Genomic DNA, 25507 nt, shown 5'->3' with positions numbered 1-25507 from the left:
TGTAAACATGCAAATTCGCATAGTAACACACACACGAACCCGCATATAAAATCACAACAAAATATCTACCTATTTATCACTAAAACACCGTTGATTAATTATGAGTCAACGGTGTTTTGCATGGTTGTAGGTAAGCACAATTAAGTTCAGAGTTACCGGATACAGCGAAACATCACAATGGAAGTTAAGTAAGCTTCGGATGATGAAATAAATGATTCTAAGTCATGATGTCAGAAAATCAGTGTCATATGCAATTTTCGCAAATCTAATTAATAAAATTTACTCTACCTATAATCAATCTGGTTAACTGTATAGTGGAAAAAAAACTAACCATACGATGGTTATGATAAAATTGGGGTGTATACTCCGAGTTTTGTACACGATATGACCGTTTATAAGTCCGATAATGAATGCACCAAGTGCAATTACGAGTGATTGACTGGATATATAGAAAGGGACGGAGAAAAAAAAGCTTTGTATCATGACAGACAAATAGACTGGGAAACCAAACTGCCTCAACTTAACTTGTAAAATATTTCGATAAAAAAGTTCAATCATGCAGGCTAAGATGATTAATTGTATTGCACTGCCGATAGTTGGCACCCCAAGCGCATGAGACTTATCTAAATGCCAGACTATGCTAAATACAATGCCAATTAGAAAAATATACCTAAAAAAATAAATCCAGGATTCTCTTTGATTTTGTCTTGTTGCTGCGGCATCGGGGAGTCTTGAAGGATCAATCGTTAAAATTGTAATCCAGGCGAAAATTGTGTAAATAGATATGATCCATTGAACGGATGCCGGAAACCATTGACCAAACGTGTAGACGATGAGTAAGCCTATAATATCTGTGTACAATCGAACATGTTGAACCTTTCTTCTTGTAGAGGGTGATAGAAGGAAAGATGGGGCATATTCGCAATACGATTCATGGCTGGTCTTTCCATTCCATTTTTCCCAGAAGAAAACTTGATTCGCCTTATACCTTCTATTCTGTTGTGTAAGATTCCGTTTCAAATCCTGTACGGTCGATCGGAACACTGATCTAGAGGGAAAACCCAGTGCAGTGATGACAACCACTCGATAAGGTGCCGGTATGCCCAATCGTTGTTTCACTTGCTGTTCATCCCAACCAATCATCTGTCTGCACGTCAAACCCATGATTTGTGCCTGATAAATAAGGCTCATCATCGCCAGACCACAATCGTACAAATAATAGTCTTTTCCGTCCATACAATCATCCTCTTCCGGGTTAGCTACCTGAACGATTAATCCGGAGGCATCCGAAACCCATTGATTTGTACGATGAAGACATTGGGAGAGTGCTCTAATATTCTTTTCATCTTTAACGATAATATACCGCGCAGGCTGATGATTCCAGGATGATGGTGCTAAGCGTGCCGCCTCAATGAGCAAGTCCCATATTTCCTCTGAACATTTTTTTCCATTCCAATGGGAGACACTTTTTCTCTGTAAGATTTCTGGTGCCAGTTTATTTTCAACATCTTTTTTCATGCAATTCAGCCTCCCAATACATGGATTTTTACGGGATATTCACCCAAAACTCTTGGAGATCACTTCGACAAAATCAGTTATAAATCCTGCAAAATCAGGTCAACCTGAATGAATAAAAAACAGCCGAACTCAAAGGCTATAAAAAACTAATGTCCAGACTTTTTTTATGAAGGAAAGCGTTCATTACGGTTGCTCTAACGCAGTTCGTCCTTATTGTGAAATATTGAATTTATGTACTAATAAACAAAAAAAAATGAAAATAGACAGAGTTCTTAATAAAGAACCAGGTTGTCATTCCTCGTTTTCATTCTTCGGCTTAATAAATTCCAAAGTTTTCACGCTCCCAATCACAATTGAATTCACATGCATTATCGCAAGTACGTTCCCACTGTACAATAAGTAGTGTCACTTTAAAATAAGTTGTAAATTGGATTGTGAATTAACACGTGATATGTACATTTTCATTGATACATCAAAAAAAACACGTGAATTCATATGTGAATTCACGTGTGAAAACCTTTGTGATTTATTTTTTTGCACATCAAAACGGAACCCATTACTGTTTTAAGTACCCGATTTTTCTGTTATCAATAAACTTCTGTTGCACCAGCCGGCAACTGATGGACATGCTTCAGATAGGTGAAGACGCGTCGATCATCATCTTCCGGATAAGTATAGCTAAAATGGTCGGCTACTTGTTTCGCAATGGTACGGAATAGTTCACCCATTTTAAATAATGACTGCCAGATGTGCTCGAAATTGGCGTCCGGATAGGTGAGCAGGTAGTCGCTCCACACGGGTGCCTCAACATAACGGTTCAAATATTTCCCGCATTTCCCGATGCTGACCGTGAAATCGGTGCGTACACCGGCGTACCATCCGAGCATTTTTAGTAACATATCACGGACGGGTTCTTCAAGCATTGCTTTTGCGTAAGGGATTTCGTCGCGCCACAATCCTTTAGCCACATAAGGTGAGACCCACCAGAATTCGTTGCAGCAACTCGCGAATTGAGCTGCATTCGGCGGTTGCACTTGGTAATCCTGATCGTTAGAAGGTGGAATAGGCGTAATGATCCCATCCTTATCGAGAAGAAGTACGCTCAGGCTGTCCCCACTGACCCACTCATTCGCTTTGTCAGCGGTCATCAAGGTTAGATCGATTCGATTGCCGTCTTCAAATAACATGAGATAGGCAAAGCTATCTCTATCCGAAGTCGGGAAGAGACTGCTGTCGTCCGGCATTTGCATAATGATTCGCTTCCCGAAACGATCCACCCAGCGATGATCGGATGTGAACGACTGAATATCCCTAACCACATAGACAATATCGTAATCTTGAAAGCAATCACGAGGCGCGTTTGAGTTCGTACGTGAACCATTCATAATCACGGCTCGAATCCGATTGTCTTCTTTGGCCGTGCTCAAGATCAAATCAATCATTTCTTGTTCATTTCTCATTTCCTGAAACCTCCTTATAAGTGTGAATCTGAATTTCAAGAAGGTTCGGTGGTGATCGTGAACGGAAGACAACACTCTATAATCGATTCATTCTTTTTTTCATTCAGACCACTCCAGGCTATTTTTTGTTTTTTAAGAGGAACGGAATATGTAAAGAAGAGATTATCTATTAACGCTTATTATAACGAACAGCGTGTAAAAAACATACTTAGCTCAATTAAAAAAGCCACCGTCTTTGCTCAAAGACGGTGGTTTTGAATCGCTTATTCAAATAAATGCTGAGCGAAGTATTCGTTTTTCTTGATCCCTGAAGGTATGGCAAAAAGTCCCGTAGCTACATGATCCGTATATTCATTGAGCGCATCGCTTTTGCCAAGCACACGAAGCATCGGAATGAAGCTCTCCTGCGGTTTATTCTGATAGGAGATGAAGAGCAGCCCGGCGTCCAGATTTCCGGTCGATGGCTGGATACCATTTGTATACGAATAGGCACGCCTGTAAATTTTTTGGCCTGTTCGATGTGCGAGTCCGACATGTGAATTAGCCGGTTGCTTGCTAAGCATAACGGGCTCATGTTCATGTGTTCTTCCAAATGCGGCACCGGAATCCTTTTTTCTGCCAAAGACGTGCTCTTGATCGCTGTACGCGTCGCGGTCCCAAGTTTCGATCATCATTTTGATTTTCCGATAGCCGAGATACGTTCCTCCCCGCATCCATGCCGGTTCATTATTAGCGGTCCAGATCACTTTTTTCTGTTCCTCGGGATCCGTGACATTTGCCGTGCCGTCTTTAAATCCAAATAAGTTGCGCGGGGTTTTGCCTTTTGCCGCGTTCAGAAAACCGGACTCCATCCAACGGATGTTTGCGGTGCCGAGTGCCTCTTTGATCAGGTTGCGCAAGGCATGAAAGGCGACTTGCTGGACATCGGCACAAACTTGAACGCAAAGATCTCCGTTTGAAATGCCGGGATCCAATGTCTCATGGGCAATACGCGGCATTGGTGTCAGCTGCTTAGGTATTTTTGCCGCGATTCCGAACCGGTCGGTACCGTTTTTGATGAAAAAGGAATGCCCGAGTCCGAACGTGATCGTCAGATTTGCTGCGCCTAGATCTCGCGCCTCATTGGTATCAATAGGCGGCAGTTCTTTATTGGAACTGTTGGCTTCTCTCTTACCCTGTGTCAGCGTTGCGGCAAGGCGCGTCCATGAAATGAAAAGCGCCATGATTTTCGCAACATCGTGAATCGAAGGATCGATGTCGAACGCAGCGAGATAGCCGTAGCTTTGATGAGTTGTCGTAATGCCTGCTTGATGGTTGCCGAAAAAGGGGACCATTGACTGTTTTTCCGCGTCTCTCGAATGATCCTTGCCGAGTAATTCCAAAGCGGTACCGAGTCCACTTGCGCCAAGTGCGATGCCACCGCCGGCCAAAGCTGTCATTTTTAACATTTCTCGTCTGGAGTACCCCTTTTTCTGTTCTGAGGTGCCAAGCTCTTCTTTATCCAATTGGGGTCATCCCTTCTTGATTAGAAAATTTTCGCAGTCTGGGCCATCAGTTTCGATAGTTTGCTAAGTTCATTGCTGATTTTCCGAATTTCATTCTTGCTCAGCTTCGTATAGTTTTCATACTCCGTTTCCGACTTCTTGTATTTCAACATCTGTTTGTCAAAGGCCTGGAATTGTTTGTCAATCTCAGCAGCCAAATCCTTATGTCCTTCATTCAGGGCTGGGATGGCTGCCTGATAAACGGCTTCGGATCCGTCAACATTCGCTTGAAGGTCCAAAAGGTCGGTATGTGAGTAGCGTTCCTCTTCGCCTGTAATCTTTGTTGTCGCGGCTTCTTCCAGTAATTCCATGGCACCGGCAACCATTGCTTTCGGCGTCAGTTTGAACGATTTCGCTTCTTTCTGGAGACTCAAAACATCGGCCATTAACTTCTGCGCGTATTTCTTCTGACCTTTCAAACTGTTCTTTTCCCAAAGGGCACGTTCAATTTCATGGAAACCGGTCCATTTGGACGGATCATCAACATCGTTGATGCGCGCGTCAATGGCAGGATCCAAGTCTCCGAAACTTTCAGCAATCGGTTCGGCGCGTTCATAATAAATACGCGGTTGGGTATAGAGTTTCTTCGCTTTTTCGATATCTCCATCTTCCACGGCTTTAACGAAAGGTTTGGTTGTTTTGACAAGTATATCGATTTGTTCATCCGCATACTTGAGATAATCGTTAACAGCTTGATCCATTTGCTTCGATGGCTTTGCTTTTGTTTCTTTTGCTGTAAGCAGGTCATCCAACTGTTCGGTTAAGGCTTCACTGTTTTCTTTCATTTGTGCGACATCCGGATTTGATAAATTAGACTGAGCATAGATCGGTTGCTGATACCGTTCGATCTTGGCGTATTGAAGCGGGAAGCGGTCACGAACACCGTTTTCATAAGAGAGCCATTGCGTGTTGATTTGCTTTCCGTATTTTTTGATTGCGGCAGTGTCATTCTTTTTCAGGGCTGCTTGGAGCTTGTTGTTTAGCTGTTTCAACTTCGTTGTGCCTTGTTTTACCGGATCATTTGTCGATTGAGCTGTTTTCTGGCTGCCGGATTTTGTGTTGGTACTGCATGCGCTGATGACGGGCAATAGCAGTAAAGCAATGAATAATAGGAAAATGATCTTCTTTTGGTGATTCATCGTAATAATTAAGCCTCCTTGGTGTGTTTCTGATTTTTATGTGATGCCGCCGTAGGCAACTCTTTCATGATGATGAGGATAAATAGGAACAGGCACACCGCCTGCGGAATGGTGCTGTACCATGACGGGAAAATGCTCAAACTATTTACCGAAGGCAGGGCGTCCGAAACAGACGAAGGCAGTACACCGGCCATCTGCAAGCTGTGGATACCCGAACCCATAAATTTAAAGCAGAGATAAAAGACAACAAAACTTGAAAGGAGAAAGAAGGGACGCATGGGCAGAAGAACACCCAATTTCAGCATGAAAAATCCGATAACAATCAGAATGCCGAATCCCACAGCAATACCCATGATCAGCTCGGATGCCGGCATGCGTCCGGTCATGCCGATCAGAAAAATGACGGTCTCCATTCCTTCGCGCAAAACTGCGATGAAAGCGAGCACAGCGAACGAAACCATTTTACGCGTGCTGATTGCCTGGCTCGTTTTTGATTGAATAAAAGCCTTCCAGCGTTTGATATCGGCATTTCTGTGCAACCAATAGCCAACATAGAGCAGCATGAGGCTCGCAAGCACACCGGACCAGCCGCTAATGAGCGAATTATTGTTGCCAAAAGCAGCGACGGAGAGGAGAAAAGAAACAATCGCGCCGACTGTCAGACAAACAAGAACGGCAAGCGTTGTTCCGCCCCAGACCCATAGTTTAGCCGGCCTTGAATTTGCTTTTCGTGCGAACATCAGAAGCGAGCCGATGACCAGCAATGCTTCCAGTCCTTCACGAATGGGGATCAGTGCTGCATCCCATAGTCCGTAATTGGCTGAGACGAGCGGTTTCAGGCTGATGATCATTTCTTCAATGAGCGGCACTGCCTTTTTACGCGTCTGCGGATTTGCAAGGTAGGCATCCATCATCACCAGGTTTTTTTCAGACTCAGTATAGATGCTTTGCGACTGGCTGACGACGTCACCTTCAACGGATAACCAATCTTGCTGAAGCTGTTTGACCTGAGATGCAGCAGTCACCCAATCCTTTTTGTCCATGGATTGTTTGGTATTCCCGAGTTCAGTTATGTAGGAAGATAGGGAGTGTTGGCCTGATTTTCCGGTTCCGCCGTATAGTCCACTTTGATAGTCTTGCAACGTTTGCCTGAGGGTACCGATACTTTTGATGGCTTGTTTCCGGTCACCATTGAGCAAATCAAGAGAGGCTGCGCTAATATCCTGACTCAGCTGAATGGATGCATCTAGTGAACTCTTGGTTACAGCTGCTTTGTGCTGCTGCCACCATTCTTTAAATGAGGAAAAATCATGATCTGCGGATTTCCCCTTCTGTAAAGCAGTAATCACATGATTAAGATCGCTAAGTGCAGGGGACACATCAACTGTTGTTTTTGCATAAGCAGGTAACGGATGTATGGATAGTACAGCTAAAAAGGCAGCGATGATAAATGCCCCGATACACCGGCCGAATCTCATATAGAAACACCTCCGTAGATGGTAATGATAATCATTTTCAATTAAACAATTATAAGTTTAGTAGCATACAGGGGGACTGTCAATATGAATATGGGGAAATTGCGGATATTTGTGATCTATATCATTGACGGAGGCGTGTGAAGAAATATTAATCGGTGTTATGCAAAGTAGGAAAATATAGACACGTAATCGGAGTGGTAACCAATCCTGAAAAAGAAGAAACTAAATGATCGAAAGTAGTAAGCACATGTCTAAATATGCTAAAAATGTGTGTATCCTTTTCAAGTAAATTAAAAAAACGCTGCTCCACGCAGCGTCTCACTTTCTGATGAACCCTTCTTCATCTAAATATTCAATGGCTTCCTTGTAGGTCCGGAATGTACCGTCAAGCAAGTCGCCAGCATAAACATTCCATAGTTCGTTATCATAGATGACTTCAAGCTGCTGTCTGCCACTTGGAGTCACCCACAGTTCGTGATCGTTTCCGTCCGCTGTTTCTTTTTCATAAACACCTTCGGGAGAAAGCGCGAAGATTGCTTTTTTCAAAAGAGTCTGTAGCTCACTTTCGGAAAAATCACGTATGTTTACCATGCCTTTCGGATCGGCATCATAACCTTCGATGCCTTTCGCGTATACATAACCGTTGCCGTTCGGATGTAAATGATAGACAACGGTTTTCTTGTCTGCTGCACTTTCTGGATACTGAAAATTGACGCGTCCGAGTGAGACATCCTTTTTCTCCAGTTCTGGAAATGATTCAACAATCGCCAGTTTCTGGCTGTAATCAAGTAGCAAAGATTTCTTCAACTCCATTTTCTAAGTTTGGTCGGTTCATTATAGCATACCCCGCGCGGGAATGATAACGCCGCCGCTATTGGAGATCTTGGACAGTTCTTCCGAATCACAATTGACAGTAAATAACGACCCGTGTACGATCAAACCAATACAAGAAATGCGGGGAGGAGCTCGCGTGGATGAACGAAGAGCCGAGAGAAAGCAAATAAAGAAAAAATTTAGAGGCTTAGGCATATCTCTCCTTTTTCAGGAAGCGTTGGTGTGGGTGGTCGTTATCGCTTATGGCATTGTTCTGGTCGTTCAATCAATGTTGTCTCATTTTGGCGCAAGTGCAAGCGACGTTGACAAACACATCAGTACTGTCTTAGAACAAAGCGGATGGCCAATGATTTTGGCTGTTCTTATTGCTTTTATTCCCATGCTTATTTACAGAAACAAGGCCTTTTTCAATAATGATTTAAGAAAAAAGAACCGAAGGATCACGGTTAAAGCCTTCGTCCTTGGATTTGTTTTTGTTTTGGGACTTAATATGGTGCTTTCACCGGTGATGGTGCCGGTAGAGTGGCTGCTCAATCTTTTTGGCTACACAGCAAAACCATCAGAGAGTATTCTTGAGGGGTCGACGACTTGGAGCATGTTTTTGTATACGTGTGCTGTTGGGCCAATCTTTGAAGAATTTTTGTATCGAGGCGTTGTCTTGCGCAGCCTGGAAAAATTCGGTGGAGTATTCGCGATTTCTATCTCTGCTTTACTATTTGGGATGATGCACGGAAATATCATTCAGCTTCCGATGGCGGTTGGCGTAGGACTCATCTTTGGCTATTTGGCTAGACGTTACTCGATCTGGTTGACCATCCTCATTCATGTGGCTAATAATTCGATCAGCGAACTCTTCAGCGCTTTACCTTCTAATTTGCTGACCGCCTTACTGTATTACGGCCTATTTGTTCTGCTCCTTCTTGTCATGAGTTTGTTTATTTATAAGAAGCGAGCGCTTTGGTTGAACTGGGTGCAAGCCTGGCGGAGCCACCTTCCTGAGCGGAGAATATGGCTCTACTTCTTCACGTCAATACCAATGATCTTGCTGCTTGTTTCTAACATCGTTGTGACACTTCTGGGCCTAGAAAAGCTCTAAGTAACACAAAAAATCAAAATATAAACGCGGAGTACCGACATTTTTCGGTACTCTTTTTTGTTATTGACGATTCTATTTGATTAGTGTACTATGTAACTAACACAGTGATATATTGTTTGATGGGGGATAGTGAAGCATGGCTGTTTGGTTTGCACTATTTAAAAAAGAACTGCGTCTAGGAAGTATGGGTTTCTTGATCTTTCTCATCCTTCAGGTCTTTTTGATGGGCGTAGGTGTGTATTTTAATTATCGAAGCGGCTCGAATGCAGCAATGGCTATTATGGGCGTTACGCTGACGCTAAGTCTCCTGCTCTATGTGCCGGTGTATCTCCTTTTTAATGTGATTCAGGAAAGAAAAACCTTTCATCTTTGGATGCAGAATCCGCTTTCGGCTTGGTCCATGCTGCTTGCAAAGTTGTCAGGATCTCTGATCTATTTTACCGGTTCACTTGTTGTTATTGGTACGTACACGTGGATCAGCTTAATTAGAATTATTGATGGGTCTGAAGGATTTTCTTTATTTCGTGTCGCCATTTTGGCAACGCTTGTACTGTACTGGACTGCGGTAGGCGGCGGGGTCAATTTCCTGTTTCTTTGGACGATCTTACGGATGATGCAATCACGAATTGGAAAACTGGCGTGGGTCGTGCTTATCATCGGAATCGGAGTTTACACTTATATCGATACGAAACTCTATCAGTCCGGAGTGATCGACGCGCTTACGCATTGGGGACGCATACCGCAATCTTTCTTTTATCATTTCCTTGTCCCTAATGGATCAACTGTCCCTAGTGGGTATTTGTTCAAACCATCTGCTAATGGGAGTTTCAGTGTAGATACGGTGTATATTGGGAGCTTTGTATTTGATCTGTTGATCACGGGAATTCTTTTCTTGATCACAACATGGCTAATGGATCATGAGCTGGAGGCATCTTAAGTGGCGAGGCAAGCGGTGAATGACAGCAAGGAGGCTAATGAAGATGGCAGAACTTTTTAATCCATCTGTTCCTATATATCTTCAATTGTGTGAACGCATCAAGAATAAAATCATCCGCGGAGAAATCGGAATGGGTGAACGGCTGCCATCCGTCCGCGATCTGGCCATTGACTCAGGTGTGAATCCGAACACGGTGCAGAGGACCTACCGAGAATTGGAGGAGACCGGAATCGTGGAGAAAAAAAGAGGGCAGGGCACATTTGTCACCGAGGATCCGGCAATACTTCATCAAATGCGTGAAGAATTGAAAGCAAGCCATATTACCCTTTTTGTTTCTGAAATGCGCGAGATGGGTTACTCGGAAACAGAGATGCTTGACGGACTTAAACTCTATTTAGATAGAGGCCATGTTTAAATCTGAAGAACGCGTAGTGCGAGACTCCTGCGGAATCGAACCAGTTGATGCAGGCCAAGGGAGCCCCGCAGGTGACTAAATTGTTTGAGGAGGCTCCCGGACTGCCCGCGGCCGCACCTGTTGATGCGAGCACCGAAGCGTGAACAGACTGAGAGACAATAAACAACATTAAAAATTAAGAGAGCCTAGATAAAAAGGAGGAGAATCAATGATTCAATTAGAAGGAGTAACAAAGCGTTATTTGACCAAAAAAGCATTGAATGGGATAAGCCTTCAAATTGAGCCGGGACATATCGTCGGACTGATCGGTTCAAATGGCAGCGGAAAATCAACAACGTTAAAACTGATTTCCGGTCTTCTTCAGCCGACAAAGGGCACGGTACTCATTGATGGCGAAATGGCGAACCGCCGCATTTGCCGAAAGATCGCTTATCTGTCAGAACTCGATGCCTATTATTCTTTTTTTACAGTGAAGCAGACCGTTGATTTCTACGAACAGACCTTCAGCGATTTTAATCGTGAAAAGGCCGAAGAAATGCTCGACTTTATGAAACTGGATCGAACTCAGAATGTCAAGCACCTTTCTAAAGGAAATCGCGGGCGTCTCAAAATCGTCGTTACGCTTGCCCGCGAAGTGCCGTTTATCCTTATGGATGAGCCGCTTTCAGGACTGGATCCGATGGTGCGCAGTTCAATTATTAAAGGGTTAATTTCTTTTATCGATCTGGAAAAGCAGACGGTGATCTTAACCACACATGAATTGCAAGAGATCGAACCGCTGCTTGACGAGGTGATCCTGATTAAAAACGGTGAGATTCTTGACCAGAAGAGTGTGGAAGATATTCGTTCCAACGAAAATTTAAGTTTAGTAGATTGGATGGTGGAAAAGTATGATCAATAATGCCGAAACGGCAAACAAGCCGGCAGTGGAACTCGAACACGTCAGCAAAAAAATTGGCGGCAAAACGATTATCGATGATTTAAGCTTTAAGATTTATGGCGGTGAGGTTTTCGGCTTTCTTGGACCGAACGGCGCCGGAAAGACGACAACAATCCGAATGATTGTCGGCTTGATGCGGATGACAAATGGCAATATCTTTATACAAGGGCACAGCATCAAAGGCGAATTTAAAAAAGCAATTCGCCAGGTCGGAGCGATTGTAGAAAATCCGGAAATGTATAAATTTTTGACCGGCTACCAGAACCTGATTCATTATGCACGAATGATTCCTGGCATTAGTAAGGCACGTATTCAAGAGGTTATTGAATTGGTTGAACTTCAAGACCGGATTCATGAAAAAGTAAAACGTTATTCACTCGGTATGCGCCAACGTCTTGGTGTCGCTCAGGCACTGCTGCATCAACCATCGGTACTGATTCTTGATGAACCGACGAACGGTCTTGACCCACAAGGCATCCACGATTTGCGCAACTATCTACATAATCTATCGCGTGAAGAAGGTGTGGCTGTTATCGTTTCCAGCCACCTGCTCTCTGAAATGCAGCTGATGTGTGATCGGATTGGGATTATACAGAAGGGCAAGCTGATTGGTGTGGAAACGGTGAGCGATTTCCTTGAAAAAGGAGCTTCTAAAGTCCGGATTACGGTCGATGAGGGACGGATTGCCGCACAAGTCGTTAAGCAAAAGCTATCAATTGATGCAGACGTAATCGATGAGACAACAATTGAATTGCCGATCGATCACGAAAAAATACCGGTTATCGTTGACACACTGGTAGTTTCAAAAATAAAGATTTACAGTGTGGTGTCTGTTGCCAAATCCTTGGAAGACAGATTCCTGGAAGTGACTGGAGGGAAGAGCGTTGAGTAATTTTTTCGGACTGCTACAAAATGAAAATATGAAAATTTATCGCAGGGGTTCAGCCAAGGTCATGATTATCATTCTATTAGGACTGATATTGACAGCCGGACTCATTATCAAATTCAGTTCGGATCAGCCAAAAAGTGACCCACATTGGAAGCAGACACTTGTCCAAGAAAATGAGGCGATCAAAAAACAACAGGCACAGGTGAAAGGAAACAAACAGGCATCCGACTATTTCAAGAAAACCATCGCTATCAATCAATATCGCATTGATCATAATTTGAAACCGGAGCAAGGTGTGACGTTGTGGACTTTTGTTGAGGGTGCTGCGAACAATCTTGTGATCGTCATCAGCATTTTTACCATCATTGTTGTCTCAACGTCAATCGCCAGCGAATTCGACACGGGAACAATCAAGCTTCTGCTCATCCGACCGATTTACCGCACGGAGATCCTGCTGTCTAAATACATCTCGGCATTGCTATTCACGGTTGTCTGCCTGATCACGCTGTTCATCGCCTCATGGCTCCTCGGCGGAATATTATTTGGATTCGGCGGGGCAAGCGAAGCCCATCTCTTGTACAATAACGGCACGGTTTATCAATCAAGCTGGACGCTCGACATCTGGAAGGGCTATTTGTTAAACTGTGTATCGCTCTTCATGATGGTCACCTTCGCCGGACTCATTGCTTCAGCATTTCGAAATGGTGGTCTCGCTATTGGGTTATCAATCTTTACGTTGATGGCTTCCAATATTGTTGTCCAGTTGCTGCAAAGATATGATTGGGTCAAATATGTTCTGTTCGCAAACACAAATCTGACGCAATATACTACTGGCTCGCCTCTGCGTAGCGAAATGACGCTTGGCTTCTCGCTCATTGTACTTGCAGTGTATTATGTTATCTTTGTATTGATCGGCTGGGCATTTTACACCAGACGGGATATCAAAGCCTAAAATTTCAAAGAGTTGTTCTGAAAACCGGGTCAAGAGGCTCGGTTTTCTTTTTTATGGAAAATTTTTCATGGTTGATGAAATTCTCACAATCTCCCGCTTTTCGTTAAGATAATGTTCATAATTAACATGTAAGCTAAAAGAGCTTAAGAAAAGATTCGTGGACGATTCAAGGAGGAGAACGAATCATGAAGAATATTTTTTCTTTCAAAATCTGCGCTGCTGCATTTCGTGTGAAACAGATGATTCGATTTTACAAATATTGCGAAAAACTAGGTCAAAATGTATACATTTACGGAAAAAATCAAGTGAAGCAAATACACAAGCTTTCAGATTGGCTGACGTTCTTGATTGATCATTTGTCCGATGGAGAAGAATGCCTAGTAGTTGTTGAGGGAAACCGAGTGAAGCAACTGAGAAAATCGTTTGCTTTGGCATGAAAGATGAGTAATACAAGGAAAAGAAAAAATAGTAAAGCAGCTGATGGTTCCGAGCAGGAACCATCAGCTGCTTGTGTTTTAAAACGTTTAACTGTGAATGACCACTTTTGTATTATAGGGGATATGCTCATAAATCCATTTCGCGTCAGGGACGGTTAGGTGGATGCATCCATGCGAATCCTTCTCGCCTAACTTCTCAGCATCAGCAGTTAGAATATGCTGATCCGCATCCATAGGTACACTATGGAATAGAAATTCACCGTGATTTTTCCATGACACCCAGTATTTCGCGCCTTCGTTGTATTTCGGAGCGTAGAACCACTTACCGCGTTCGGCTTGAATATAATAAGTGCCAGTCGGTGTGGTGGTGTCCGGGTTCGTATCCAGACCGGTTGAAGCGATCATGGTGTACAGTGTATTGTTGCCCTCTTTTATGTACACTTTCTGATCTTTAATTGATACATCAAGCCAGATCGATTCATTCTTTTTTAGAACAGGATACGTGCCGCCTGACGGCTTGTCCCAGCTAACGGGTACGGCTTTTTGCGCTGCTGGTTTTCTGTCCGCTCTTGGCTTTGCTGTTGATGCGGCGCTTTGAGAGCCCTGCTTAGCTGGGGAATTCAATAGAGTATTTGATTGAAAGGGCAACGAACATGCGGTTATCGTCAGGAGCAGAAACAGCGCCGTCACAATCCGGCACCCTTTGATCATCAATTTCATGGTTAAGCCGCTTTCCTCCTCAATACAGATGTTCCATCAGATATATTTTTCGCAGCATTTTTTTCTTACTGGGGCGAATGACGTCAATTCATGTCGAACGCTTTTTCATTTCTACGAATCATTCGATCATAGTATACGCCAAATTGACGAATTTCTTCACTTGAAAGTGTTGAGGTGGAAATGATCGGCCCCAAGGACTGTAGTGTGTGCAAGCAAGCGTGTACCATTGTCCGAGAATCAAGTGTCGTTCCACTAATTTCTTCCAATGAAGCCATCACGTCCGGATCAATATCCGGGTATGTAAATCGCGTTTGTTCATTTTTCAGCCCGAAATGATAAAAGTCGCGGATCAATTGCGCGCGTTCCGACCCGCTTCCTGAAACGCATAAATAAATTTGGACAGCGACGCCTTGTTTGACTCTGCGCTGCGAGATGCCGGCAAATTTGCGACCGCCGCAGCTGAGATCATACCTTCCAGGACAATAGGAACGCACAATTTCACCGCTCTCAAATGCGATGCCAAATGGAGTGAGCATCGTGCGAATAAAATCTACCATGGCCTGAAACGCTTCATCAATAGAAAGTGAACGGTTTTTTTCAGAAAAAATGAGGGAAAGATTGAGTACCCCGCTATCTAACACAACAGCAAGGCCGCCGGAATTTCGAACGATATACTTAAATCCGGCTTTACGTAAGGCTGAGAGTCCATCCGCTAAGTGTGGGAGCTTTGTGTCTTGAATGCCGAGCATCACGGTTCTTTGATGAACCCACAATCTGATGGTACTTGGGGACTCGCCTGCGCCTACAGATTGGCAGATAGCGTCATCAATCGCGAAAGACTGCCTGCCGTCAAAACCATCACCTAGGGCCGATTGATCAATCACGCGCCAGGCCGGCTGATCAAGTAAGGACACAAGAAACGCCTCCTTCAGTTATTCCTTAATCTATTATAGCAAGCGATTACCGATTCAACCGTAAAATTGGCTCGAATGAAACCGACAAGCAAAGTGATGCCATGGCGATTGCTTGCCTGAAGCAGTGTGACAATCCATTGACATGAAGACCTATTGTTTGAAGCGCATTCATGATATGTCTATACTTGCAATGGATAGATAGGTGTATAGCGCCATTCTTATAAATGAACAGAAAGAGGTGTCACGCGAAATGGTCACATCAATTAATGATACTGTACGGCTGAATAACGGTTTGGAGATGCCGCTTCATGGCTTTGGTGTCTATTTGATTACAGATGAAGATAAAGGCAGAGCAGCAATACGTCAAGCGCTGGGTTCCGGTTACCGCGCATTCGATACGGCAGAGTTTTATAAAAATGAAGCTTTGCTTGGCACGCTACTCAAAGAATCAGAGGTACCAAGAAATGAGTTGTTTATCACGACCAAAATCGACAATCCGCTACAAGGTTACGACAGCACGCTGCGGGCGATCGAACGGTCATTGAAGGACCTCCAGCTTGAGCAAATCGACTTAATTCTCGTCCATTGGCCGAGCAAGAAGCATTTCTTTGAAACTTGGAGGGCATTTGAGAAATTATACGATGAAAAGCTGGTGAAGGCAATTGGTGTAAGTAATTTCGAAGTGCACCATTTGGAGCAATTGGCTGCTAGGGCCAACGTAAAACCGGCTGTTGATCAGATGGAGATACATCCGTACTTTACGCAGTCTGCTTTGCGTGACTATTTGCGAGCAAATGATATTGCTGCTGAGGCATGGAGCCCGCTCGGTCGAGGCGCAGTACTGAGTGATGCGACTATTAGCCGAATTGCTGAGAAATATGGCAAATCCCCAGCGCAAGTCATCATTCGCTGGCATCTGCAGAGCGGTACGATTGTCATTCCAAAATCACAGACACCGTCGCGTATCAAGCAGAATACAGAGGTTTATGACTTCGTGCTCACGGAAGATGAGCTCAAGGAAATTGACGCGCTTGACCGTAAAGACGGACGCAATGGCCCTGTACCCGATGAAGTTTTTGAAGAAAACTAAAGTAAGACGAGAATAGCGGGGAACTCTATTTCAGAGGGTACTCCGCTATTCTTCTGCCTGCTCACCGAAATATACAGAGGTCGTTCTGTATAATAGAATGTAAGAAAAAAGTAGAATGGGGCGAAGGTGAATGGACATTGTGTCGCGCACTGCAGATTATGTGAAATCGAAGTTTTATGGTGAAGGGAGCGGTCATGACTGGTGGCATATTCATCGCGTGTATGAGACGAGTCTTCAGATCATGGAACGCGAGCATCATGATGGCGTGAATAAGGAAGTTGTTGCGCTTGCTGCATTGCTTCACGATATCGCCGATTGGAAATTCAATAATGGCGATGATGAAGCGGGCCCAAGTGCTGCAGCGGAATGGCTTGAATCGCAGCAAGCAAGCCCCTCAGTAATCGAATCGGTATGCAAGATTATTCGCCATCTGTCGTTTAAAGGGGCGGGAGTGCCGACACCGATGGATAATTTGGAGGGTAAGATTGTACAGGATGCTGACCGATTGGACGCGATCGGGGCAATAGGCATTGCACGCGCATTTGCTTATGGTGGTTATAAAAATCGAGAGATGTTTGATTCGGAAATTCTTCTGCAGTCACATCAGACAGCGGCCGAGTACAAAGCGCAGCAGTCGACAACGGTGAACCATTTCTATGAAAAATTGTTACTTCTACGAGATCGCATGAATACAGAAACGGGTAAAAAGATAGCTGAGGAGCGCCATCACTTTATGGTTCAATTTCTGGAGCAGTTCTTTCGAGAAAGTCATGACGAGGCTTGCTGGCATGCTCAGGAGCTGCAGCAATTTCAATGTAAAAAAGCCAACACTTCCAAAAGTATGTGAAAAGAGGCTTCTATATGGATAAAAGTGTGCCGATGCATCTCGCACTTATGATGGATGGAAACGGACGGTGGGCCCAGAAACAAGGCCGTACACGGAGTGAAGGTCATATTGCCGGAGCCAAAGCAATGGAGGAGATCTTGGATAGCTGTCTGGAGTTAGGCATTAAAATTGTAACACTGTATGCCTTCTCAACGGAAAATTGGACACGGCCTGAGCATGAGGTAAAGACGCTGATGGATTTGCCTGCCCTTTTTTTGAAGAAAAAACTTCCTAAGTTCAGGAAGAAAAAAATGAAAATAATTGTTTCAGGAGATTTAAGCAGGTTGCCAACACATACCCGTGAAGCCGTAACAAAGGCAGTTCAGCAGACAAAAGACAACGACAGGATGATCGTAAATTTTGCTTTGAATTATGGAGGTCGGGATGAGCTACGGATGGCCGTCCGGTCATTGGTTCAGGATGTGGAGTCATCGTCAGTTTCTATTGAAGAAATCGACGAAACATTGCTGGAAAAGAATCTATACACCAAGAATCTACCCGACCCTGATATATTCATCCGAACTGGTGGTGAAAAGAGATTAAGCAATTTTTTATTGTGGCAGATTGCCGGTACAGAGTTGTGGTTTACAGACACCTATTTCCCCGATTTTAACAAGCAGTTATTGATTCAGGCAATTGAAGAGGTTAATCAGAGAAAGCAGAAACGATTTAATTGAGGAAATAGGAGGCGCAAGTGGATGAGTTCGGAAATGGTTCGGATTTTTGATGAGCACGGTGAACCGATTGGAGTAAAGCCTCGAGATGAGGTTCATGAGAAAGGCTATTGGCATGAGACCTTCCACTGCTGGTTTGTTGAAAAGACAGGACAAGAAAAGTTTATTTATTTGCAGCAGCGTTGTCATGAGAAAAAGGATTTTCCTGATTTATATGATATTACGGCTGCCGGTCATATTAAATCTGACGAAAATGTCGGAGAAGCCATTCGTGAAATCCACGAAGAACTCGGTGTTCCGGTTCGATTGGAAGAATTGGTTTCTCTCGGGGTGCTCAGCGATGAGATTGCCTTGGATCATTTTGTTGATCGCGAGTTCTGCCATATGTTTCTATGTGCGAATCACTATAGATTGGAAGAATTCAAGCTCCAGAAGGAAGAGGTGTCCGGGCTTTATAAAGCATCTTATGATGAATTCATAGCGTTCGCTCGAGGCGAAATTAATGACCTGCATCTTTCCGGATTCGATGAATCACAAGGCTATAGGATCGAATTGGAGAAAAGGATTGACATGGCTTTGTGTGTGCCGCACAGCGAAGGTTATTTTCTTCAACTTGCTGAAAAATTATCGCAAATGCCGCTCATCTAAAGTGAAAATCAACAGGCAAGTTTAGTAAAGCCTTAAAAAAAGACAATAGTGCCTCAATCGATTTTACCTGAAGCCTTGCCACCGGCTGGTGCAGCCTATATAATCAAGAGGTTACAAATTTGGCAGAGTTCGAAACCCTCCTCTGCTTTACCAAAAAAACTACGGGAGTGATCACTATGGATCCGATTCAAACGAAAGTTGATGTTCCTTCTAAACTCATTTTTTTGGCTATGGTTTTTATCACCTGTTTAATTGCCGCAAATCTTGTTGCCTCGAAGCTTTTTTCTATCGATGGATTCTCGATGACATCGGGAATTGTCATTTATCCCTTAACTTTTCTAATTTTAGACAGCATAACCGAATGCTGGGGCAAGCCGGTTGCCAGGAAGATTATCTTGGTCGGGCTGCTCGCAAATATTCTGTTTGTTCTGCTTCTGCAGCTGGCGATTCACCTGCCCGCCGCACCGTTCTGGAAAGGCCAGGAAGCATACGCAACTGTTCTTGGCGCTATGCCGAGAGTCGTGCTTGCTTCACTGTGCGGCTATGCCATTTCACAAACGCTGGATGTTACGATTTTTGTTGGACTAAAAAAACGGACTCAAGGTAGGATGCTTTGGCTGCGCAGTTTATTAAGCACAGCGATCAGCCAGCTTGCTGATTCGACTGTATTTATGTTTGTTGGGTTTGCCGGCGTTTTGCCGGTAACTGCGATACTGACAACTATTGGAACAGAGTATGTGCTTAAATTTTCATACGCGGTTATTGGTGTTCCGCTAATATACCTGATTGTCCGCTGGATACGCGGCAGTAAGAAAATTCGGGTTGAGCCGCTAACCGACCTAGACTGAGAGGGAATTACGATGACCGAACGAAAAAAAGAAGGCCTTACTTTGCTTGGCAATAAAGGCACAAATTATATATTTGATTATGATCCGGAGTTGCTGGAGACGTTTCAAAACGCCCACCCCAATCGCGACTACTTTGTGAAATTCAATTTCCCTGAATTTACAAGTCTTTGCCCGATTACCCACCAGCCGGACTTTGCGACCCTTCATATTAGTTATGTACCGGCAGAGCGCATGGTCGAAAGTAAATCACTGAAACTGTATTTATTCAGCTACCGCAATCACGGTGATTTTCATGAGGATTGTGTCAATAAGATCGCCGATGATCTGATTCGGCTGATGGATCCAAAGTACCTAGAAGTTTGGGGTAAATTCTTGCCAAGGGGCGGAATCAGCATTGATCCTTATGTGAATTATGGCAAGAAGGGTACGCGGTGGGAAGAAGTCGCTTTTGACCGGCTGAGCAAACATGACCTTTACCCGGAAAAAATTGACAATCGTTGAAGATTAAGCGATTAAAAGAATAAAAAACTCGCTTAGGAGAGCTGAGCGAGTTTTTTGCACATTAAATTATATTTTTGATAGGAGAAAATAAATATGGCGAAGAAAGCGGTAGTGGTGCTAAGCGGCGGCTTGGACAGCACAACATGCATGGGGATTGCGAATCGTGAGGGCTATGAGCTTTATCCTTTGACCTTCAGCTATGGCCAGCGTCATCAGCGTGAAGTCGAGCAAGCGAAAAAGATTGCCGCATATTATGGAGTCTCTGAGCATCGCATTGTTGATTTGGATTTTTTTAAACAGCTCGGCGGCAGTGCCCTGACAGATAAATCCATTGAAGTTCCTGATGACGGGGAGGAAAAGGGGATCCCCGTGACCTATGTGCCGGCAAGAAATATGATTTTTCTCTCACTAGCCAGCGCTTATGCGGAAGTGATCGGAGCAGAAACAATTTTTACAGGCGTGTCCTCTGTTGATTACAGCGGGTATCCGGATTGCCGACCAGAATTTATTGCAAGCATGAGTGAAACCATTAATCTGGCGACCAAATCGGGGGTCACGGATCACCATCTGACCATAAAAACACCGCTGATGCATTTGACTAAGGGAGAGACCATTCGGTTGGGAACAGAGCTTGGCGTCCCGTATCAACTCACAACGTCATGCTATAATGGCGAAGAAGAAGCATGCGGGACATGCGACAGCTGCCGTTTGCGGATTAAAGGGTTTAAAGAAGCGGGACAAATTGATCCGATTTCGTATCGGATTCCAATTGACTGGCTCAATTAAAGCATATTAAAAACAATGAGTAGGGACCAGGTTTTCCGCTCATTTGCTTGTCCGTAATTCTATTGTCGATTAACCTCCGGCTGTGCCTGAGGTAATCGGCATTTTTTGTTTTTACAGACTACTAATCATACTTGTGATTTCTTCACCTTTTCTCTTCTCATAATCGAACGCCTGCATGAGTTCTTCAGGAGGAAGTTCATTCTTTCTGCCAAACTTTTCATTGGCTGTTTCATAGAGTTCATACGGGAAAAGCATATCGATGAACATGACCTTTTTCTGCTGCATGCTAAGCGGAGCAACGCTCTCATAGGATGCAAGCATATGGTTGAAAAGTTCCTGATCCCACGCGCCTTGATCCCCCATTAACGGAATAATCACTTTGCGCAAATCACGAATCGGCAGATCATAAGTTGTCGTATCTAGGTCGATAATCCAGATCTGATCGTTTGAAAGCAGTGTATTCCCTGTACCGTAATCCTGATGACACAGATTAGGTTTGAGCTCACACTTGGCAACCCATTCCGGGTAGTAGGATTCTTGCAGTTCTTTTAAGACGGATCGTCCATGTTCGATGTGCTGATCGATTTCCGATAAATATAGTTGTGAAAAAGAATCGTCCGGTGTTCCGGCAGCAATCTGTTTCCATGATTCCATCTGTTGGCAGCGTTTGATATAATGCTTCGGCCACTCTCCAAGCTTAGAAAAAACGGGTATACCTTCCTCAGGCAGATAGCCGACTGAATCTAAATGATATTGTGCTAAGCCTTTCATGATCCATGCCTGATCTTCGGGAACGGTTAAATCAAAAGGTCTGCCAATGATCCAGTCATATACGACAAATAAGAACGGCCCTTGCTTCGTATACAGACCGCCTTCTTTATTTGGAATGATGCCCGGTACACGAGATCCCTTTTTGGCTAAATAATCTTGTGCATGAATCGAAAAAAGCGCTTTTTTTTCAGGGCGGTGAATGCGCTTTAAGCATAACGGCCCTTTATCTGTGATGATTTTCCAGACAAGTGCCATTTGCCCTCCTTGGATCAACTCAATCTCCTGTACGCTTATATCCCAGTAGTGCAGGATGGTTGAAGCCAGTTTGATCAGTTTTTCCGTCATTTCAGGTGTCAGATCATTTTCCTTCTCTTTGTCTTCTTCCTCTTCTTTTTCCGGCCGTTTTACAGACTTGGACATAGCGATCTGAGCTCTGGTCGTTGTTTTTTTGGTACTTTTAGTCGAATGTCCGTTGTCTTTGTCATCTGCCGTCAATTGAATGCTTTTCAATTCAGGGAAGTTATTTAAGAGAGGGGGGCCGGGGGTTTTGTTCTGCATGGTCTTACCTCCAATTCAACGGTTATATAGGAGTTCAAAAAGTCCGGGAAAAATTGCTGTCGAATCTCTGTGTCAACTTGTTTCTCCGCTCCTCACGTATTGTTTGCATACGCTCCGGTGCTCGAAACTGCGTTTCCTTGATCTTCTCGGCCCTTTTTGTCCTCCTTTTAAAAAAATCATATATACCATAATGTATGGCTGAGCGCTGCTAATTGCGATTATTTCGCCCTCCATTTCAACATTTGGGGATTTGAACCATGGATGATTGCCCTTTTTTGCTTAGGCAATGGGAATTCCGCACGTCAATGTCCTGTTATCCGTATCATGATGAATAAGGGACGGTAAATTCTTTTGAGTTAGGGGGAGCTTTATGAATATCGCAATGATCGCAACTGAGAAGCTGCCTGTGCCAGCTATTCGGGGAGGGGCCATACAAATCTACCTTCAATCAACTGCTGAAATCATCGCTCAAAAGCATCAGGTGACCGTTTTTTCGATCAGAGATCCTCACCTGCAGGACGATGAAGCCGCTCAAGGTGTCCACTATATTCGCTTAGATGAAGAACATTATCTGAGCGCGTTAACGGAAGAACTTAAGAAAACTCATTATGATTTGATTCATGTTTGCAACAGACCGGCATGGGTCGAACCGCTGAAACAAGTGACACCGGACAGCAAATTTATTCTAAGTGTACACAACGAAATGTTCGCGGAAGGGAAGATCACCAAGGAGGATGGGGAGACATGCATTAACGATGTTTCCGGTATTGTGACGGTTAGCGATTTTATTGGAAATACGATTACGCAGCGGTTTCCCGATGCGAAAGACAAGACAAGGACCGTCTACTCGGGTGTAGATTTGGGTGCGTATCATCCGGCGTGGACCGATCAAGGTAATATAATCAGAAAACGAATGAGGGAACGGGCGGGGCTTGAGGGAAAAAAGATTGCGCTCTTTGTCGGCAGATTAAGCAAAGTAAAAGGGCCCCATATTCTTCTTCAAGCCATTCCCGAAATCATCGAAAAACATCCGGACGCAATGCTCGTATTCGTCGGTTCAAAATGGTTTGATGATGACAAAGTAAATAATTATGTCCGACATCTTTATACACTCGGCGCCATGCATCTGAATCATGTGACGTTTATCAAATTTATCAAACCACAGGATATTCCTAACTTCTATTCTATGTCGGATATTTTTGTATGTTGCTCGCAATGGCAGGAACCGCTGGCGCGCGTCCACTATGAGGCGATGGCCGCCGGTCTGCCAATCATTACCACCAACCGGGGTGGAAATGCGGAAGTTATTGAGGAGGGGCAAAATGGGATCGTCATTGATCGATTCGACGATCCGCATGAATATGCCCGGATCATAAACAGCTTATTTGACGACGAGGAAAAGAGGAAACAGATGGGAGGCAGCGGACGAAGCATTGCAGAGCAGAAGTACGGCTGGCAGAGAGTAGCGGACCAGCTGCTGGACGCGTATCAGACGGTCTGAGCTGCTCCGATCCTCATGTGAAAAATTACAGTATGTACAACTAAGAATCGGTCCGCGCCATAGGCTTGCTTGTCAGCAAGTTTTCTAACAGGAAAAGAAAGTATTTAAAATTTTGAATGAACTCAGGGTTCATATCAGCGGCGTATTGCTTGGAAAAAGTTCTGGTTCGAACACGAAAGTGCGAGACTCCTGCGGGACTGGTATTGTTGATGCGAGCCAAGGGAGACCCCGCAGATAGTGGGTTGACCGATGAGGCTTCCGGATCGCCCGCGGCCGCATTTGTCGATGCGAGCAACTGGAGTGTCATTGAAGCATAAATTTGGTGAATTAAAGCCGCAGAAGAGTGACAGCCAAGGACTGGCATTACCAGGTTTTTCTAATCTAAATCACGCTGTGAAATGGGGAGTCAGGGTGGAAAACGAAAACTATGAAAAGAAACTGGCGAAGAGCCATGATGATCTGAAAACCGTGCTAGAGTATTACCCAATCGATCCGAAATCGATCAAATTGCTGTTCACGCGCGGCGGACGGTCAAAATGGCTGATTGAATCAGATCAAGGGAATTTGATTTTAAGGCAGGAATATATTAATCCAAAAAGGATGCTGTTTATTGTAGGTGCGCACTGGCATCTGCAAAACAAAGGCCTACCGATCGCAAAACTGATTCCGACAAAACGCGGCGGTCTTTGTTTGTCCGGAGGCGATCATGTCTACCTTTTATATGAAGCACGAGAAGGAGAACCGCTTCTTTATTATAATAAAAGTCAGATGATGAAAACGATGGCGTTCACCGGTGCATTTCACAAAGCTTCAGAAGGCTATCTCCCTCCGCCCGGAAGCAAACGGCGGACGCGAACCGGAAAGTGGAAGAAACTGTACCGATGGAAAATCCAGGAACTTGAAGATAACAAAAAAATCGCGCAAGAAGATCCAGAAGATGAATTTTCACGTTTATTTCTCGAGAACGTCGACCGCATGCTCAAACGCGGTTATGAAGCTTTGGAAGAACTCGACCGGCCCGGTTTCACCCAATGGAGTGAGGAAACGATCCGATCCGGAATGTTCTGCCAACAGGACGATACAATGGCCCGTATGATTGTTAAAGATGAGCAGGCGGTTATGAAAGACCTGCACTCAATTACCATTGATCTTCCGGCCAGAGACTTGAGAATTATCTTAAACAAACTCATGAAAAAATTGGCTGTCTGGGATACGGATGTCGTTAGTGAGTTACTTAGTGCTTATGACCGCGTCCATCCGCTTAGTGAAGATCAATATCGTGTTTTATGGACGGATCTGAAGTTTCCTCATCTTTTTTGCGCTATTTCTCACAAATATTATCTTGGCCAAAAAAAGTCATGGGGAGATGAAAAGTTCCTCATGAACTTTCGAAATATAATCGCCGTTGAAAATTCTAAAGAGGCATTTCTTAGTCAATTTGATCAAATCTATCAAAACATAAAGGGGGAGAAAAGCTGATGGCGAAAAGTGTAGATCATGATGAGTTTAAAATCCGCAAGGTTGATCTTGAAGCGTACCGGTTTTCTCCGCCGGGATCAATGGGCTGGAGTGCAGCTGAGTATGAGCACATTTTAAATCATCCGGAAGCAGCAGTTGTTCAATCTGAATCCTTTTCTCCACCCAGTGTGCCATCGACTGAACTGGAGGAACTCTCGGCATCACCGGACCGTAAGGTAGATCTTGAAACACTGGAAAAATCCATTCCAAGAACGGTGCCGGACGTTAGCCGGGATAAAAATAAAAAAGAATCGTCAGTTGCAGCAGAAAAAGCTATACAGAAGACTGGGCTATCGGAAAGCAGCGAAGATCAGATCACAGATGAACGGGAAAAGGATGAGAATGAAGGATATATCATTGACACGAACCCGCCTGCCAAACCATGGCTGGCAAAAAATATAGTTTCATTATATAAGTAATAAAAGAGCGGATACTCGTCGTCCGCTCTTTCTT

Annotated in this window: 26 protein-coding genes; 17 read left to right on the top strand and 9 right to left on the bottom strand. The window is 44.1% G+C overall.

Annotation, left to right across the window (positions count from 1 at the left end):
• Positions 1 to 303: 303 nt before the first annotated feature.
• From P343_RS26320 to P343_RS26295, 6 genes are all read right to left on the bottom strand, one after another.
• Complete coding sequence (locus P343_RS26320) at positions 304 to 1518, bottom strand: nitroreductase family protein (protein WP_023509766.1); 1215 nt, start codon at positions 1516 to 1518, stop codon at positions 304 to 306.
• Between the two features lie 587 nt (positions 1519 to 2105).
• Positions 2106 to 2978, bottom strand: a complete 873-nt coding sequence (locus tag P343_RS26315) for an aminoglycoside 6-adenylyltransferase (protein ID WP_023509765.1) — start codon at positions 2976 to 2978, stop codon at positions 2106 to 2108.
• A 263-nt stretch (positions 2979 to 3241) separates the two neighbouring features.
• On the bottom strand, positions 3242 to 4483 hold the full coding sequence (efeB, locus tag P343_RS26310; RefSeq protein WP_023509764.1) for an iron uptake transporter deferrochelatase/peroxidase subunit: 1242 nt from the start codon (positions 4481 to 4483) through the stop codon (positions 3242 to 3244).
• Positions 4484 to 4503: 20 nt separating this feature from the next.
• Complete coding sequence (gene efeO / locus P343_RS26305; RefSeq protein ID WP_023509763.1) at positions 4504 to 5661, bottom strand: iron uptake system protein EfeO; 1158 nt, start codon at positions 5659 to 5661, stop codon at positions 4504 to 4506.
• Between the two features lie 8 nt (positions 5662 to 5669).
• A complete protein-coding gene (locus tag P343_RS26300) occupies positions 5670 to 7139 on the bottom strand; it encodes an FTR1 family iron permease (protein ID WP_023509762.1) in 1470 nt (489 codons plus the stop codon).
• A 318-nt stretch (positions 7140 to 7457) separates the two neighbouring features.
• Positions 7458 to 7952: a hypothetical protein gene (locus P343_RS26295; RefSeq protein WP_031263806.1), complete on the bottom strand. Its 495-nt coding sequence runs from the start codon at positions 7950 to 7952 to the stop codon at positions 7458 to 7460.
• A 157-nt stretch (positions 7953 to 8109) separates the two neighbouring features.
• Here P343_RS26295 and P343_RS26290 point away from each other — a divergent pair, with 157 nt between their 5' ends.
• The 7 genes from P343_RS26290 (at position 8110) to P343_RS26260 (ending at position 13639) form a co-directional block, all read left to right on the top strand.
• Complete coding sequence (locus P343_RS26290) at positions 8110 to 9069, top strand: CPBP family intramembrane glutamic endopeptidase (RefSeq protein WP_023509760.1); 960 nt, start codon at positions 8110 to 8112, stop codon at positions 9067 to 9069.
• Between the two features lie 136 nt (positions 9070 to 9205).
• A complete protein-coding gene (locus P343_RS26285; protein WP_023509759.1) occupies positions 9206 to 10006 on the top strand; it encodes a hypothetical protein in 801 nt (266 codons plus the stop codon).
• Between the two features lie 43 nt (positions 10007 to 10049).
• Entirely contained in the window at positions 10050 to 10421 is a 372-nt protein-coding gene (locus P343_RS26280) for a GntR family transcriptional regulator (RefSeq protein ID WP_023509758.1), read from the top strand.
• A 208-nt stretch (positions 10422 to 10629) separates the two neighbouring features.
• Positions 10630 to 11322, top strand: coding sequence for an ABC transporter ATP-binding protein (locus P343_RS26275; protein WP_023509757.1), 693 nt, complete (start codon positions 10630 to 10632; stop codon positions 11320 to 11322).
• The gene (locus P343_RS26270; RefSeq protein WP_023509756.1) at positions 11312 to 12253 is read left to right on the top strand and encodes an ABC transporter ATP-binding protein; all 942 of its coding nucleotides are present in this window, start codon (positions 11312 to 11314) and stop codon (positions 12251 to 12253) included. Before P343_RS26275 ends, P343_RS26270 begins: the two co-directional genes overlap by 11 nt.
• Positions 12246 to 13202, top strand: coding sequence for an ABC transporter permease (locus P343_RS26265; protein WP_023509755.1), 957 nt, complete (start codon positions 12246 to 12248; stop codon positions 13200 to 13202). The genes P343_RS26270 and P343_RS26265 overlap by 8 nt, the downstream gene beginning before the upstream one ends.
• 185 nt (positions 13203 to 13387) lie before the next feature.
• Entirely contained in the window at positions 13388 to 13639 is a 252-nt protein-coding gene (locus tag P343_RS26260) for a hypothetical protein (RefSeq protein WP_023509754.1), read from the top strand.
• A gap of 87 nt (positions 13640 to 13726) precedes the next feature.
• Here the strand turns inward: P343_RS26260 and P343_RS26255 are convergent, their stop codons facing one another.
• Both P343_RS26255 and P343_RS26250 read right to left on the bottom strand, forming a co-directional pair.
• Complete coding sequence (locus tag P343_RS26255) at positions 13727 to 14350, bottom strand: L,D-transpeptidase (protein ID WP_422784809.1); 624 nt, start codon at positions 14348 to 14350, stop codon at positions 13727 to 13729.
• 92 nt (positions 14351 to 14442) lie between these two features.
• The gene (locus P343_RS26250; protein WP_023509752.1) at positions 14443 to 15273 is read right to left on the bottom strand and encodes a lipoate--protein ligase family protein; all 831 of its coding nucleotides are present in this window, start codon (positions 15271 to 15273) and stop codon (positions 14443 to 14445) included.
• A gap of 250 nt (positions 15274 to 15523) precedes the next feature.
• Here P343_RS26250 and P343_RS26245 point away from each other — a divergent pair, with 250 nt between their 5' ends.
• The 7 genes from P343_RS26245 (at position 15524) to queC (ending at position 20706) form a co-directional block, all read left to right on the top strand.
• Positions 15524 to 16363, top strand: a complete 840-nt coding sequence (locus P343_RS26245) for an aldo/keto reductase (protein ID WP_023509751.1) — start codon at positions 15524 to 15526, stop codon at positions 16361 to 16363.
• A gap of 130 nt (positions 16364 to 16493) precedes the next feature.
• Entirely contained in the window at positions 16494 to 17210 is a 717-nt protein-coding gene (locus P343_RS26240) for an HD domain-containing protein (protein ID WP_023509750.1), read from the top strand.
• A gap of 14 nt (positions 17211 to 17224) precedes the next feature.
• Positions 17225 to 17926 carry an isoprenyl transferase gene (locus tag P343_RS26235; protein ID WP_023509749.1) on the top strand — a complete coding sequence of 234 codons (702 nt, stop codon included), beginning with the start codon at positions 17225 to 17227 and terminating at the stop codon, positions 17924 to 17926.
• A 21-nt stretch (positions 17927 to 17947) separates the two neighbouring features.
• Positions 17948 to 18571 (top strand): NUDIX hydrolase, encoded by a 624-nt coding sequence (locus tag P343_RS26230; protein WP_023509748.1) that lies wholly within the window; start codon positions 17948 to 17950, stop codon positions 18569 to 18571.
• Positions 18572 to 18747: 176 nt separating this feature from the next.
• Positions 18748 to 19419 carry a queuosine precursor transporter gene (locus P343_RS26225; protein WP_023509747.1) on the top strand — a complete coding sequence of 224 codons (672 nt, stop codon included), beginning with the start codon at positions 18748 to 18750 and terminating at the stop codon, positions 19417 to 19419.
• Between the two features lie 12 nt (positions 19420 to 19431).
• On the top strand, positions 19432 to 19920 hold the full coding sequence (gene queF, locus P343_RS26220) for a preQ(1) synthase (protein WP_023509746.1): 489 nt from the start codon (positions 19432 to 19434) through the stop codon (positions 19918 to 19920).
• A gap of 93 nt (positions 19921 to 20013) precedes the next feature.
• Positions 20014 to 20706 carry a 7-cyano-7-deazaguanine synthase QueC gene (queC, locus tag P343_RS26215; RefSeq protein WP_023509745.1) on the top strand — a complete coding sequence of 231 codons (693 nt, stop codon included), beginning with the start codon at positions 20014 to 20016 and terminating at the stop codon, positions 20704 to 20706.
• A 111-nt stretch (positions 20707 to 20817) separates the two neighbouring features.
• Here queC and P343_RS26210 read toward each other — a convergent pair whose 3' ends face one another.
• Positions 20818 to 21897, bottom strand: coding sequence for a CotS family spore coat protein (locus tag P343_RS26210; RefSeq protein WP_031263799.1), 1080 nt, complete (start codon positions 21895 to 21897; stop codon positions 20818 to 20820).
• A 508-nt stretch (positions 21898 to 22405) separates the two neighbouring features.
• Between P343_RS26210 and P343_RS26205 the strand changes: the two genes are divergently transcribed.
• The 3 genes from P343_RS26205 to P343_RS26195 all read left to right on the top strand — a co-directional run bounded on the left by P343_RS26205 (position 22406) and on the right by P343_RS26195 (position 25473).
• Positions 22406 to 23536: a glycosyltransferase family 4 protein gene (locus P343_RS26205; RefSeq protein ID WP_023509743.1), complete on the top strand. Its 1131-nt coding sequence runs from the start codon at positions 22406 to 22408 to the stop codon at positions 23534 to 23536.
• 411 nt (positions 23537 to 23947) lie between these two features.
• On the top strand, positions 23948 to 25015 hold the full coding sequence (locus P343_RS26200) for a CotS family spore coat protein (RefSeq protein ID WP_051384731.1): 1068 nt from the start codon (positions 23948 to 23950) through the stop codon (positions 25013 to 25015).
• Positions 25015 to 25473 carry a hypothetical protein gene (locus P343_RS26195; protein ID WP_023509741.1) on the top strand — a complete coding sequence of 153 codons (459 nt, stop codon included), beginning with the start codon at positions 25015 to 25017 and terminating at the stop codon, positions 25471 to 25473. Before P343_RS26200 ends, P343_RS26195 begins: the two co-directional genes overlap by 1 nt.
• Positions 25474 to 25507: the final 34 nt, after the last annotated feature.

The sequence above is a fragment of the Sporolactobacillus laevolacticus DSM 442 genome, from assembly GCF_000497245.1.
Lineage (GTDB): Bacteria > Bacillota > Bacilli > Bacillales > Sporolactobacillaceae > Sporolactobacillus > Sporolactobacillus laevolacticus.
The sequence above is the reverse complement of the archived record's forward strand: the minus strand, read 5'-3'. Positions and strand labels throughout refer to the sequence as shown.